Source organism: Frankia sp. CeCAU1 (assembly GCF_977971845.1).
The window spans coordinates 23,574-37,788 of record NZ_CDWWXA010000037.1; the positions used below are offsets into that span (position 1 = coordinate 23,574).

10 protein-coding genes and 1 tRNA gene are annotated in these 14,215 nt (G+C 70.3%); 4 read left to right on the forward strand and 7 right to left on the reverse strand.

Annotated elements, in window-relative coordinates:
- A partial coding sequence (locus AC08OO_RS09410; RefSeq protein ID WP_476618424.1) for a helicase-related protein occupies positions 1–1,006 on the forward strand: 1,006 nt, incomplete at its 5' end.
- A gap of 25 nt (positions 1,007–1,031) precedes the next feature.
- On the opposite strand, the gene coaE is transcribed toward AC08OO_RS09410, so the two are convergent.
- Positions 1,032–1,709 (reverse strand): dephospho-CoA kinase, encoded by a 678-nt coding sequence (gene coaE / locus AC08OO_RS09415; RefSeq protein WP_476609592.1) that lies wholly within the window; start codon positions 1,707–1,709, stop codon positions 1,032–1,034.
- 115 nt (positions 1,710–1,824) lie between these two features.
- Between coaE and AC08OO_RS09420 the strand changes: the two genes are divergently transcribed.
- Complete coding sequence (locus tag AC08OO_RS09420; protein ID WP_476609593.1) at positions 1,825–2,484, forward strand: hypothetical protein; 660 nt, start codon at positions 1,825–1,827, stop codon at positions 2,482–2,484.
- 162 nt (positions 2,485–2,646) lie between these two features.
- Positions 2,647–3,738 carry a M4 family metallopeptidase gene (locus tag AC08OO_RS09425; protein ID WP_476618425.1) on the forward strand — a complete coding sequence of 364 codons (1,092 nt, stop codon included), beginning with the start codon at positions 2,647–2,649 and terminating at the stop codon, positions 3,736–3,738.
- 9 nt (positions 3,739–3,747) lie between these two features.
- Here AC08OO_RS09425 and AC08OO_RS09430 read toward each other — a convergent pair whose 3' ends face one another.
- From AC08OO_RS09430 to AC08OO_RS09450, 5 genes are all read right to left on the reverse strand, one after another.
- Positions 3,748–5,691, reverse strand: coding sequence for a putative bifunctional diguanylate cyclase/phosphodiesterase (locus tag AC08OO_RS09430; protein ID WP_476618426.1), 1,944 nt, complete (start codon positions 5,689–5,691; stop codon positions 3,748–3,750).
- 376 nt (positions 5,692–6,067) lie between these two features.
- Positions 6,068–8,725 carry a DNA polymerase I gene (polA, locus tag AC08OO_RS09435; protein WP_200923120.1) on the reverse strand — a complete coding sequence of 886 codons (2,658 nt, stop codon included), beginning with the start codon at positions 8,723–8,725 and terminating at the stop codon, positions 6,068–6,070.
- A 326-nt stretch (positions 8,726–9,051) separates the two neighbouring features.
- Complete coding sequence (locus tag AC08OO_RS09440; RefSeq protein WP_011436059.1) at positions 9,052–10,257, reverse strand: branched-chain amino acid ABC transporter substrate-binding protein; 1,206 nt, start codon at positions 10,255–10,257, stop codon at positions 9,052–9,054.
- A gap of 311 nt (positions 10,258–10,568) precedes the next feature.
- The gene (locus AC08OO_RS09445; protein ID WP_476609600.1) at positions 10,569–12,185 is read right to left on the reverse strand and encodes a branched-chain amino acid ABC transporter substrate-binding protein; all 1,617 of its coding nucleotides are present in this window, start codon (positions 12,183–12,185) and stop codon (positions 10,569–10,571) included.
- Positions 12,186–12,276: 91 nt separating this feature from the next.
- On the reverse strand, positions 12,277–12,876 hold the full coding sequence (locus tag AC08OO_RS09450; RefSeq protein WP_011436057.1) for an ANTAR domain-containing response regulator: 600 nt from the start codon (positions 12,874–12,876) through the stop codon (positions 12,277–12,279).
- A gap of 247 nt (positions 12,877–13,123) precedes the next feature.
- On the opposite strand from AC08OO_RS09450, the gene AC08OO_RS09455 reads away from it, so the two are divergent.
- Positions 13,124–13,196, forward strand: a tRNA-Leu gene (locus AC08OO_RS09455).
- A gap of 449 nt (positions 13,197–13,645) precedes the next feature.
- Here the strand turns inward: AC08OO_RS09455 and AC08OO_RS09460 are convergent.
- Positions 13,646–14,215, reverse strand: a 570-nt coding sequence (locus AC08OO_RS09460; RefSeq protein ID WP_476609596.1) for a recombinase family protein, incomplete at its 5' end; no start/stop codon positions are given.

Sequence of the window (14,215 nt, forward strand, 5' to 3'; positions counted from 1 at the left end):
GCACGGGTTCCGGCTGCCCAGTGCCATGGACAACCGCCCGCTGCGGTGGGAGGAGTTCCTCGAGCGCATCGGCCAGACGGTCTACCTGTCGGCGACCCCGGGCCCCTACGAGCTGGGCCGGTCCGTCGGCGTCGTCGAGCAGATCATCCGGCCTACCGGCCTGCTCGACCCCGAGGTCGTGCTCAAGCCGACGAAGGGGCAGATCGACGATCTCGTCCACGAGATCCGGCTGCGCGCCGAGCGGGACGAACGGGTCCTGGTCACCACGCTGACCAAGAAGATGGCCGAGGATCTCACCGACTACCTGCTCGAGCTCGGCATCCGGGTGCGGTACCTGCACAGCGAGGTGGACACCCTGCGCCGGGTGGAGCTGCTCACCGAGCTGCGCCGCGGCGAGTTCGACGTGCTCGTCGGGATCAACCTGCTCCGCGAGGGTCTCGACCTGCCAGAGGTGTCGCTGGTGAGCATCCTCGACGCCGACAAGGAGGGCTTCCTGCGCTCGGACAAGTCACTGATCCAGACGATCGGCCGGGCCGCCCGTAACGTGTCCGGGCAGGTCCACATGTACGCGGATGCGATCACCCCGTCGATGCGCCGCGCCATCGACGAGACGAACCGGCGGCGCGAGAAGCAGATCGCCTACAACACCGAGCGCGGGCTGGATCCCCAGCCCCTGCGCAAGAAGGTCGTCGACATCCTCGACGACATGGTTCGCCAGTCGGCCGACGGCGAGCTGATTGGCGGCGGCGGCCGATCGCAGTCCCGCGGCAAGGCCCCGGTTCCGGGGATGAAGTCGCGCGCCGGCAGGGAGGGCGCCGTCGGCCGGTACGCCGCCGAACTCGCCGGCCTGCCCTCCCACGAACTCGCGCAGCTTATCCGCCAGCTCGACGACCAGATGCACGAGGCGGCGAAGGAGCTGCAGTTCGAGCTGGCCGCCCGGCTGCGCGACGAGATCGCCGAGCTGAAGAAGGAGCTGCGTGGCATGGGCGCCGCCGGCGTGCAGTGATGCCGTGAGCGCCGGCCTGCCACGATCAGCCGGCTGGGGCGGCGGTGTCCGTGCCGCTGGCGGCAGCATCCGCGCCGCCGGCGACGGTCTCGGCCTCGGCTGCGGCCTTGGCGCCGCGGCGGGCCAGCAGGTCCTGCCAGACCTCCTCGATGCGGGCGTCGAGGTCGTCCAGGCTCCCGCCGTTGTCCACCACGATGTCGGCGGCGGCCCGGCGCTGGGAGTCCGTGGCCTGGTTCGCCATCCGCGCCAGCGCCTGGTCGCGGGGCAGGCCGCGGCCCTCGAGGCGGTGCAGCCGCACCTCCCGCGGCGCCTCGACGACCAGCACCACGTCGTAGGTGCCTTCGGCGTGCACCTCGACGAGCAGCGGGATGTCGTGCACGGCGATCCCGCTCGGTGACACCTCCCCCATGCGCCGCGCCGTCTCCTCGCGGATCAGCGGATGGACGATCGCTTCGAGCCGGCCGCGGGCGGCGGGATCGGCGAACACGATCCGGCCGAGCGCCTCGCGGTCCAAACCGCCGTCCGCGTTCGCCAGTTCGGTGCCGAACTCCGCCAGGACCGCGGCGAGCCCCGGGGTGCCGGGCGCCACCACGTCCCGGGCGACCTGGTCGGCGTCGATCAGCAAGGCGCCCCGGGCCGCGAGGCACGCTGACACCGCGCTCTTGCCTGAACCAATGCCACCCGTCAGACCTACTGTGAACACATCGTCGAGTCTGCCAGCTCCCGGAGCCAGCCACCCAGCCGGTCCGCCCGGCTGCGCCCTCGCGTACTTGGCAGCTCGCGTACTTGGCAGCTCGCGTACTTGGCAGACTGTGCGGATGGAGGTTGCCCCGGTCGCGCACCGGCTCTGGCCGGCCCTGCTCACCGGCACGCTGCTCGGTCTCGGCGCCCTCGGCCTCGCGCTGGCACCGGCGCTCGCCGGTTCGGCACCGTTGCTGCTCGTTGCGCTGCGACCCACGTGGGCGATCCTGCTGCTGGTCGGCGGCACGGTGCCGTTCGTTCCCGCCCTGCTGATCGCCGCGTTCTTCCGCGGGCTGATCGACGTCGGCTACTTCGGTCTGGCCCGCAACAACATCCGCTCGGTGCTCCTACGGCGTATCAGCACCGGCCGCGCCGTGGCGGCGCTGTCCCGCCACGGCACCCAGCGCCCGCTGCTGTGGTTCTGCCTGCTGAACACCAACGCGGCGGTGGACGCGGCGCTCGGCGCCGGCGACGTCCCGCTGCGCCGGTTCCTGCGCTTCCTGGTTCCCGGCTCCCTGCTGTCCTCGGCCCTCTACCTGACGGCGGCGCGCGCCGTGACGCCATGGATGCACGGCGTCGTCACCTGGCTCGACGAGAACATGACCTTCCTGATCCTCGGCAGCCTCACGTTGGCGATCATCCAGCTGGGGGCGCGGACGCTCCTGCGCCGTCGGGGTCGGCTCCGCACTGCATCCGGTTCCCCGCCCGGCCCATCGCCCGGCCGGCATCGCGGATAGGGTGGTAACGGAACGTTTCCGGCTAGCCAGAAGAAGGCGGTGGACCGGCACTCTCTGGACATCCTGTGTCGCAGGTAGCAAGGTCGGTGACTCCGGGGTCATCCGCGGCCGTCGACGCCCGCGGGAATCCACCGGCGATCATCTCACGCTACGGAGTCGACGATGCCCTGCCCCCGCCACGCCCTGCCCTGCGCGATCCCACCCCACATCCTCGAACGCATTGTCCGCAACGGCACCGAGGAGCAGCGTTCCCGGGCCCTGTCCACCCTGCTCCAGGACACCTCTCATCGCACCATCCGGGTGCACAACGCCCTGATGCGCTCGACGCGGCGCGGTGCCGTCCCACCGCGCCCGGCGCCCGAGAGCGGCCCGCGGCGTACCGTCAGCGACGCGGGCGGCACCGAGATCCTGCCGGGTGCGATGGTTCGCGAGGAGGGTGGCGCCGCGATCGACGACGCGGCGGTCAACGAGGCCTACGACGGCCTGGGCTCGACGTTCGCGTTCTACTCCGACGTCCTGGGCCGGAGCTCCATCGATGACGAGGGGATGGCTCTGCTCGCCACCGTGCACTACGGCGACCACTACGAGAACGCCTTCTGGAACGGCCGCCAGATGGTGTTCGGCGACGGCGACGGCGAGCTGTTCAAGCGTTTCACGGCGTCGCTCGACATCATCGGTCATGAACTGACCCATGGCGTCACCGAGGACGAGGCGGCGCTGATGTATGTGAACCAGTCCGGCGCGCTCAACGAGTCGATCAGCGACGTCTTCGGTTCCCTGGTGAAGCAGTACGTCCGCGGCCAGACCACCGAGCAGGCCGACTGGCTGATCGGCGACGAGCTGCTCACAGACGCCGTCCAAGGCGTCGCGCTGCGGTCGATGAAGGCCCCCGGGACCGCCTACGACGATCCGGTACTCGGCGACGACATCCAGCCGGACCACATGGACCGCTACGTCCGGATGACCGCCGACAACGGCGGCGTCCACATCAACTCGGGCATCCCGAACAAGGCGTTCTACCTCGCCGCGACGGCTCTCGGCGGATACGCTTGGGAGAAGGCCGGCCGCATCTGGTACGAGACCCTGCGCGCACCGCAGATCCGGCCGAACACGACGTTCCGCGCATTCGCCTCGGTGACCGTGCACCAGGCCGGCCTGCTGTTCGGTGCGGACGCGCGGAAGGCCGTCTCCGAGGCGTGGCAGGCCGTCGGCATCGTCGTCCGCGCAGCCGGGCAGGTCAGCGCAGCCGGGTAATTCGGACCATCACGCCCGGCGACATCGAACGTCACCGCCCGGGACCACCTTGCCCGCCTTCGCGGCCCGGGCCCGCAGCAGCTCGCGGACGCGCTCCGCCGGCAGCGGAGGCGAGATCGCCTCTCCCTGCAGCAGATCGCAGCCGAAGTCGACCATCATCGTCAGGGTCCGTTCGTCCTCGATGCCCTCACCGACGACCCGCAGCCCCAGGCGATGTCCCAGATCGAGCACGGAACGCACGATCGCGGCGTCGGGCAGGCTCCCCCGGACGTCCGTGACGAACCCCCGGTCGATCTTGACCTCGTCAAACGGCAACGTCTTGAGGATCTCCATCGAGCTATACCCGGTGCCGAAGTCGTCGAGGGAGAGCGCCACGCCGTGGGAGCGCAACTGACCCAGCATTGTCGCCGCACGCGCGGGCTGGGTGACCAGGGCGCTCTCGGTGATCTCCAGGGTGAGGACGTCGGGGGCCAGCCGGTGCGCGGCGATCGAGTCCGAGACCACCCGGGGAAGATCGTCGAGCACCAGCATCCGGGGGGAGAGATTGACCGACACCGGCAGGTGCAGGCCCCCCGCGTCCCAGGCGGCGCACTGCCGCAGTGCCTCGTCGAGAACCCACCGGGTCAGGTCCGCGATCAGGGGGGACCGCTCGGCGATCGGCAGGAACTCGCCGGGGGGGAGCAGCCCACGGCTCGGATGTCGCCACCGCAGCAACGCCTCGGCACCGACGATCCCACCGGTCCGAGCTGACTGGACCGGCTGGTAGTACAGGACGAGCTCGTCGCGGCCGATCGCGGCGCGCAACTGGGCGTTCAACGCGATCTCCTCGGGCCGCACCCCGGCGATGCCGGCATCCCACAGGCCCACGCTCTCCCCGACCCGCTTGGCCCGCAGCAGGGCCGCATCGGCGCAGCTCATCAGGGTGGCCATGGTCGCGCCGTCGCGGGGGGCCACCGCGATGCCCACCGAGGCGTCCACCTCGACGTCGACCCCGCAGACCTGAAAGGGCCCCTGGATCTGGCGGAGGACCCGCCGGCCCAAGGTGCGCCGCCGCCCGGCGGCTATGGCCGCGGGCAGGGGGCTGCGGACGGCCGGCGCGCCCGACGGGCCGAGGGAGACGGGTGAAGCAGATGAGGTGGATGAGGGGGGTGAGGCAGATGAGACGGGCGGCGCCGGGATGATCTCGGGTCCGCGGAACACCAGCGCGAACTCGTCCCCGCCGGCCCGACCGACGAACACCGGCCTCGGAGTCAGGGTCGGCAACGTCTCAGCGATCATCCTCAGCAGCTGGTCCCCGCCGAGGTGACCGAGCGCATCGTTGACCTCGTGAAACCGGTTGAGGTCCACCAGGACGAGGACAGCCTCGTTCCCCGCGGCATTGATCTTCGCAACGGCGGACTGCCCGATTTCCATCGTCCCGCCCCGGTTGGCCAGGCGGGTGAGGGGATCGGAACGGTTCTGCAGCAGGCCCTCACGGAACAGGGCCTTCGCCACCGCGCCCACGAGCATGACGGCGGCGATGGTGGAGAACATGGGCGCGGCGGCCTCGGCCAGTCCGCCGTGGGCGGTGACGCCGGCGACGACGGCAGCGCAGACGGCCGCGGTGCCGGCGACGGCCCAGCCGACGGGGACCAGGGCGGCATAGGCGCACAGCACCGGGAACCAGGTCAGGTATGTGTCCGCGTTCCGGCCGGGCGCCGCGCTCGCCAGCGCGAAGGCGAGCGCGGCGGCGAGCGAGGCGACGGCGACGGGCGGAATCCAGCGCCCTCTCGGGTTGGCCACCAGCCCGACGACGGCGTTACCGACCGCGACCACCAGACCCAGCCAGTTTCCCCAGCGCAGATAACCCGGGGAGCCCGGAATGCACCCGGCGAGCAGGAAGAGCACCGCCGCGATCGCAGGGGTGACCACGAGAAAACGCCGACGGCCGGCGAACGTACGCCCGCTGATCAAAAACCGCTTCCTCCCGCACTGACCCGCGATGAGCCCGACCGAACGGACCGAGCGGATCAGGCGGACCGAACAGGGACGAACCGCACCGAGCGGGACGTCGCTCCGGGTGTCGCAACGACCCCGCATCCGAGAGGTCACGGTGCACGACGGCGACAGGACCGGGTCAGGCTTCCTTCCAACATAGCCGTCGATCCGGCGTGACCGACATCATAGCCAGCAGCTTCCCGGCACCGATGCAATTTCACGGTTCGGTACAATTCCTCGACTGATACCGGAGACGACGGAAAATCCGGGAAGCCAGCGGAGTAATTCGGCGCAAAAATGACATCCGGGTACAGGAACGCTCGGTAACAAGAACACTCGGTAACAGGAACACTCAGTGCGCCGCGTCGTCCCAGGTGCAGCCGGCGCCGACGCTCACGTCGAGCGGCACCGACATGGTGTACGCGGAGGTCATCTCGGCCCGGACCAGCCGCTCGACCGCATCGTGCTCGCCGGGCGCGATCTCGAGGACGAGTTCGTCGTGCACCTGGAGCAGCAGCCGGGAGGCGTACCCCCCGGCACACAGCGCCCGGTCGACCCCCAACATCGCAATCTTGATGATGTCCGCGGCGGAACCCTGGATCGGCGCGTTCAACGCCATCCGCTCGGCCATCTGCCGCCGCTGGGAGTTGTCGCTGGTCAGATCGGGCAGGTAGCGACGGCGGCCGAGGATCGTCTCGGTGTAGCCGTCCTTGCGGGCCCGTTCCACGACCCCACGCAGGAAGTCGCGGACCCCGCCGAACCGGGCGAAGTAGGCGTCCATGTGCTCCCGGGCCTCGTCCGGCGCGATGCCGAGCTGCCCGGCGAGGCCGAACGCGGACAACCCGTAGGCCAGGCCGTACGACATCGCCTTGATCCGCCGGCGCAGCTCCGGGTCGACCTCGGAGACCGGCAGGCCGAACGCCTCGGCGGCCACGAAGGTGTGCAGGTCCTCGCCGGAGCCGAACGCCTCGATGAGGCCCTCGTCACCCGAAAGATGAGCCATGATCCGCATCTCGATCTGCGAGTAGTCCGCCGTCAGCAGCGTCTCGTAGCCCGCGCCGACGACGAAGGCCCGGCGGATCTGGCGCCCCTCGGCCGTCCGGATCGGGATGTTCTGCAGGTTCGGGTCCGCGGAGGAAAGCCGGCCGGTCGCGGCGATCGTCTGGTTGAACGTGGTGTGGATGCGCCCAATATCGTCGATCATGGGGATCAGCGAGTCGACGACCGTCTTGAGGCGGGCCACGTCGCGGTGCCGCAGCAGCACCGGCAGGAGCGGATGGTCGGACTGGACCGCCAGCCAGGCGAGGGCGTCGGCGTCCGTGGTGTAACCGGTCTTGATCTTCTTGGTCTTGGGCAGGCCCAGCTCGTCGAAGAGGATCTGCTGCAGCTGCTTGGGGGAGCCCAGGTTGAACGGCCGGCCGACGATCTCGTGGGCCTGCGCGGCGACCGCGCTGACCTCGCCGCCGTAGTGCTTCTGCAGCTCGGTCAGGTGCTCGGAGTCCACGGCGATGCCGGCCCGCTCCATGCCGGCCAGGACCGTGACCAGCGGGAGTTCGATGTCCCGCAGCAGGGTGGCGGCGGAGCGGCGTTCGAGGTCCGCGTCGAGGGCGTCGGCGAGCTCGAGGCAGGCCCGGGCCCGCACGGCGTCCGCGTGCGCCTGGTCGGCCTCGCCGGAGCCGTCGAGGGTCAGCTGCTGGCCGCCCGGGACGGGGTCGGCGGACAGGTCGCGATGCAGGTACCGGGCGACGAGATCGGCCAGGTCGAAGGACCGCTGGCCGGGCAGAGCCAGATAGGCCGCGAGCGCGGTGTCGCTGGTGACGCCGGCGAGCGGCAGGTCAAGCTCGGTCAGGGCCAGCATCGGCCCCTTCACGTCGTGGGCGGCCTTCGGCTGGTTCGGATCGGCGAGCCAGGCGCCCAGCGCCGCCACGTCCGCGGGGGTGAGCAGCGTCGGGTCGATCCAGGCCGCGGCACCGCCGGCCGCGGCCAGCGCGAGACCGGCGAGCACACCGGTGCCGCGCCCCCAGGTGCCCCGGGCGTGCAGGCCGGTACGGCCGACCCTGTGGGCGTGCTCGGCGAGCCACCGGGCCACCTCGCCCGGCCCGAGCACGGTCAGCTCGATCTCGAACCCCTCGTCGGCGGGAGGCGGCGCGATCGCGAGGGCCGCGTAGAGCCGCTCCCGCAGTACCCGGAACTGCAGCGTGTCGAACAGCTGGTGGACGGCCTCCCGGTCCCAGGGCCGCATCCGCAGGCCGGCGGGGACGACGTCGAGCGGCACGTCACGGGACAGCTCCGTCAGGGAACGGTTGCGGATGACCTCGGACAGGTGGGCGCGCAGCGACGCCCCGGTCTTCCCGCCGATCTCGTCGGCATGGTCGACCAGTTCGGCCAGCGAGCCGAACTGCTGGATCCACTTGGTGGCGGTCTTCTCCCCCACCCCCGGCACCGACGGCAGGTTGTCGGAGGGATCCCCGCGCAGGGCCGCGAAGTCCGGGTACTGCACTGGGGACAGGCCGTACTTCGCCTGCACCTCGTCGGGGGTGAAGCGGACCATGTCACTGATGCCCTTGCGGGTCATCAGCACCGTCACCCGCTCGTCGACCAGCTGCAGCGCGTCACGGTCACCCGTGACGACCAGCACGTCCATCCCCTCGGCCGCGCCCAGGGTCGCGAGCGTGGCGATCACGTCGTCGGCCTCGTATCCCGGCGCGCTGACCCCCGGCACCGCGAGGGCGTCGCACACCTGGTGGATGAGGCTGACCTGGCCGACGAAGTCGGCCGGGGTCTCGCCCCGACCGGCCTTGTACTCGGCGTACTGGGTGTGCCGGAAGGTCGGGGTCGGCAGGTCCCACGCCACGGCGACATGGGTCGGCCGCTCGTCGCGCAGGACGTTGATGAGCATGGAGGTGAATCCGTACACCGCGTTCGTCGGCTGGCCCGTGGTGGTGGAGAAGTTCTCCACCGGCAGCGCGTAGAAGGCACGGTAGGCCAGCGAGTGCCCGTCAAGCAGCAACAACCGGGGCGTTGCCGGGGTCGACTTCGCGGGGCTCGATGGCGCGGGACTCGGCGAGGACACGGCCGGGCCGGCCGCAGTGGCCCCGGTGGCCCCGGTGGCCCCGGTGGCCCCGGTGGCGGACGCTGCCGAGCGGCTCCCGGACGGAGACGAGGTGGGGGACGAAGTGGTGACGGACACGCGGCGAGTTTAGGCCGTGGGTCGGACAGTTTCGCCGCGAGCGGGCGGACCGATGCGTCGACCACGTCGGTCCGCCGGCCGGGCAGGTCCGCCGGCCGGGCAGGTCCGCCGGCCGGGCAGGTCCGCCGGCCGGGCAGGTCCGCCGGTTACGGTCTGACGAGGGAGCTGACCGGGCCGAGCACGGCCCGTTTCCCGGCCCGGACCTCGTACACGTAGACCGTCGAGCCCTCGACCTCACCATTCTTCCGGAATCTGATGCGCTTGGTGACGCCGGGAATGTCGACCGAGCCGAACCGGGCGAGCACGGCCTCCCGCGTCGCGCCGCTACCGAGCCGGCGCAGCACCTCGATGACGGCGTTCGTGGCGTCATAAGCCTCGCCGGAATAGGTTCCAGGCCGCGCGTCGGCGTTGATCGTCTTGTAGTCGGCGACGAACCCCGCCGCCGCGGGATCGCTGTTCGGGTCACCGCAGGGGCAGGTCAGCAGCGTTCCCTCGGCGTTGCCGGCACCGGCCTGGTGGATGAGTTGGTCGTCGTTCGCGCCGTCGCCGCTGACGACCTTCCCGGTGTACCCCTTGCTGCGCAGCGCCCTGGTCAGCAACGCGAGTTCCGCATAGTAGCCAGAATAGTACACGGCGTCCGGATTCTCGGCGAGGATCTTCGTGGCCTGGGACGTGTAGTCCTTCGTCGGATTGATGCCGTCGTGGATCACGCGGATGCCACGGCCGGTCAGGGCCTTCTCGAGCGCTCCGGACAAGCCGGTGCCGTATTCGCTCCGGTCGTCGAGAGAGTAGACCTTGTCCGCCTTCACGACCTTGGCAAGGTATTCCGCGGCGGCGGATCCCTGCACGGTGTCCGGTGCGATGACCCGGTAGAAGCTGGTGAACCCGAGATCGGTGAGCGCCGGATTGGTGGCCGACGGGCTGACCGACAGCAGCCCGGCCCCGCTGTAGAGCGGCTCACTCGACTTCGTCGGTCCGGAGAAGACGGGGCCGACGACGCCGATGACCTCCGGATTGTCGATCAGTTTCTGCGCGGCGGTAGGCCCCTGCTCGGCCATACCCTGATCGTCCGAGGCGACCAGGCGCAGCCTGAACGGCAGATCCTTGCGCCGGTTCGCTAGCTCGACAGCGGTCAGCACCCCGTCGTAGGCGTTGATGCCGAGCTGCTGGTTGTCGCCGGAGAGCGGCCCCTGAAAACCGATGGCGTATTCCTTTTTCCCGTCGTCACCGGACGAACCACCGCCGCAGCCGGCAAGGACGGCCGCGGCTGTCAGCACACCCACGGATCCGAGGGCCCCCCACCGCGTCACGCTCGGTCGGGGCACGCCCCCTCGCCGTCCAGGACCCGTCATGACACGCCCTCCCACAGCACATCGCTGCCGCTACCGACACCCTCGGCGTCAGGACCCGGTCCGCCACCGCATCATCGGCAACCGATCGACAGCGGATAGTGACGAAAACGTAACCTTCGGAGGAGTGGAAGGGAAGCGCAACGTGAGCGTGTCGTAACTTGAAGGGGGTTTCGCCGGTGAGTCCGAAAGCAAACGACCCGATCGGAGAAGCGAACGACCCGGCAGAACCCGCAACGGCCCGGTCGGAGGATGTCGGTTGCCGCAGCCGCCGCAGCCATGACGGCAGCCGCCGACACGTCACCGCCGGTCGGTCAGTTCTCCGTCTTCAACGGGACGAATCTGCCGCCGAGTACCGTGTAGAGCACGACCGTGGGCGATCGGGTGTCCCCCCAGCGGTCGAAGGCGACGGAGCCGGTGATCCCCGCGAACGAGCCGCTTCCGATCGCCGTCACGAGGTCGTGTCTGGTGGCCGCGTCCACGGTCGTCCGGCCCGGCAGCACCGTGGCCGCTGCGCGGATGATCGCCCTGGCGGCGTCGTACGCATAGGCCGCGACCGCGGGGATGGCCTCGGCCCGCCGCAGCTCCAGCTCCGCGGCGGGGTCGTTCACCCCGGACGTAACGCGGGTACCGGCGGCCGGGGGCCCGTGGGGCCCCTCCTCCAGGCCCGGCCCCGGTGCCGATACCGGTGCCGAGGTGCCGTGGACCACCCTCGGGGTGGTGGTGGCGCCCCGGCCGGGCGAGGCGGTCTCCGCTGGATCCTCCTGGCTCCGCAGGTCCGCAGGGTCCTCCTGGCCCCGCGGGCCCAGAGTCCCACTCGACCGCCCACTCGCGCCAGGCGATTCCACGCCGCCCGAGGCCCCGGGACGGGTACTGCCCTCGTCATCCGCCGGTCCCCCGAAACGGTCGGAGTAGTCCGCGACGAAGGCACCCGAGGACGGCAGCCGGGTCGGCGGGACCAGCGGACCGATGATCAGATCGCCGTCGGCTGCCGACCTCGCCTCGTCGGTGTAGCGGGGCTGGAGCAACGCGTCCGAACCCACTACCTGGATCGACGTCCCCGCGTCAGCGAGCCGGGCCCGCAGTTTCCCGGCGAAGGCCGCACCCGTCGAGACGTAGACCAGATCGGGGGCGTCCTCCTCGATCGCCCGCGCGGTGTCGGCGATCTCGGATCCGTCCGCTTCGTCCCCCCGGACCTGGTACACCGATGTCACCGACGCGCCGAGAGCGGCGGCGCGCGCCGCGAAGCGGGCGCCCAGGGTCGTGCCGTATCTCGGTTCGCCGTCAACGACGACGATACGCCTGCGGCCGAGCGTCCTGACCGCGTACTCGGCTGCGACCCGGGCCTGGCGCTCGTCCGTTCCGGCCAGACGGAAGTAGGACGGGAAGGGCCGGGTGCGCGGCCGGGAACCGGAGTCGGTCAGCGTCGGGTCCGCGTTCGACGGGGAGACGACGGGGATGCCAGCGGCGCTCAGCGTGGGCAGGGACACCTTCGCTACGAGTGAGCTCAGCGGCCCGACCACGCCGATGACATGATTGTTCGCCACGAAGGCGTCCACGGCCTGCGCTCCCCCGTCCGGACGGGACAGGTCGTCGTGGGCGGACAGCTCGATGCGCCAGCCCGGGACGGCCCCGGACTTGTTGGCCTCGTCGACCGCGAGCGCGACGGCGTTGCGCGCGCTCACCCCGTCCGTGGAGAGATCCCCGGACAGCGGCGCCATCACACCGAGGGTGGCGACCCGGGTGACGCCGGTGGCGGCTCTGGCGCCAGCGCCGCCACCGGCGTCATCGCCTGCGCCGAGGCTGGCGGCCAGCGTGAGCCCCAGGACCGAGGGCACCGCGAGGACCAGGACGGCGAGAGCCGCAAGCGCCACGCGTCCGCGACCGGTGCGCGATCTGGCCCGGGTCCACCGCCCGATCGAACCGGTCATCGACGCGAGAGACGTCCGCGACGAATCGCTCACCCGGCCTCCGGGATCACGGACACGGAGATCACGGACACGAAGGTCACGGACACGAAGGTCACGAGCCCGGCAACGCCTCACCCGACAGCACGGCCTCGGCGACCGCCCGCATCGTCCGGCGCTGGTTCATCGAGGTGCGCTGGATCCAGCGGAAGGCATCCGGCTCGGTCATGCCGTGCTCGGTCTGCAGCACGCCCTTGGCCCGCTCGATGATCTTCCTGGCCTCCAGGCGCCCCTGCAGGTCCTCCACCTCGGCCTCAAGGCTCACGATCTCGGTGAAGCGGCTCATCGCCATCTCGATCGTGGGCAGCAGGTCCTTCTTCTGGAACGGCTTGACCACGTAGGCCATGGCGCCGGCCTCACGGGCACGTTCCACCAGCTCCCGCTGACTGAAGGCGGTGAGGATGACGACGGGAGCGATACGGTCCTTGGCGATCTTCGCACCGGCCTCGATGCCGTCCATCCTCGGCATCTTCACATCGAGGATGCACAGGTCGGGGCGGAGCTTGCCGGCGAGGTTGACGGCCATCTCGCCGTCGCCCGCCTCCCCGACCACCTCATAGCCCTCCTCCTGGAGCATCTCCCTGAGGTCGAGCCGGATCAGCGCTTCGTCCTCGGCGATCAGAACCCGGCGCGGGTTCGAGGAGGGGTGGCTCATCGAGTCGGACTCCTGGTCTCGGAGGTGCGTCCCCAGTGTGACAGGACGGACGATCGGGGGGGCCGTCCCGCCCCGGACACGGAGGGCGGGAGGTCGAAACGCACCCTACCCGGATAGAGTCTTCAAGGAGCGGTTCCGGCCGGGTTCGACGGCGATCTCCTCGCCCTCGTCCCGCCCGGTTCCTCCGCCCGTTTCACTTGCGCCAACTCGCCCCTGTTCCGTCTGATCCAACACGCTCCACCCACCGGCCCCGGTACTCCAACGGCAGAGAGACGGTGCTCAAACCACCGACAGTGTGGGTTCGAATCCCACCCGGGGTACGTACAGCATCCACGCGCTGTGGCTGCCGGGGCGGCCCGGGGGCGGCGGCCGTCACTCCCGCCAGATGGGCGACCTTGCCGAGGTCTGCCACCGGAATCTTGATCATCATGTGCACCTCCTGCCTTTCGTGATCGAGGTGGACGGTGAGCTGAGTGCTTTCGTAGAGGAGTCGCTGCAACGCTTCCGGCGCCTGGCGGAGCTTGAGGTGCAGCTCCGGCAGGGCGTCGAGGAGGGCGAGGCTGTCTTGGCCTGGCCGGTCGGGTGCGGTTTCGTCCGCCGCGTCAAGATCCTTGATCTTCCCGAGGGCGGTCCTACGCTCTGCGTCGAGCTGGTTGTAGCTACTGCGCAGTCCCTGGGTGAACGGGTCGTCGGGGTCGCCCTCCTGCGCCTGGCGGAGCAGGTTGCCCTGCCTGCGATCAAGTTCGTCGATCTTCTTCTGGAGCCGGCCTCACTCGGCTGCTCGTTCCCGCTCGGCTCGGTCGTCGTAGGTCGCGAGTTCGGCGCTCAGGAGGGCGATCCTGTCGCGCCCGAAGACGCGTTCGGCGTAGAAGTCGGCGATCGCGGCTTCCAGGACGTCTTCGCGGATACGGACGCTGTTGGGGTGTCCGGCGAACTTGTCGTCACGGCCCCGGTTGTTCGCTCGGGGCCAGCACTTGTACCAGACAGGTGCACTGGGATCGCGGACGGTTCCGAACATCCGCCGCCCGCAGGTGCAGTGGATCATTCCCCGGAACACGTAGGTCCGTTTGGTCGCGGGGTGGCGGTTGAGTTCGTTGTGCTCGCGGGAGCCGCGCCGGGTCTGCCGGTTGGCGTTGAACTCGTCGTACATCCACTTCGGGATCAAGGGTTCGTGGACGGGCTCGGATGACCACACCCACTTCTCCGGCCCGTTGACCGCCCCATGTCGGGACCGGGTCGCCCGCCGGTTGAACACCTGATAGCCGGTGTATTTCGGGTTACGCAGCAGATCGGCCACCGTGGACTTCGACCATTGTCGTCGCTTACTGAAAACTGGATC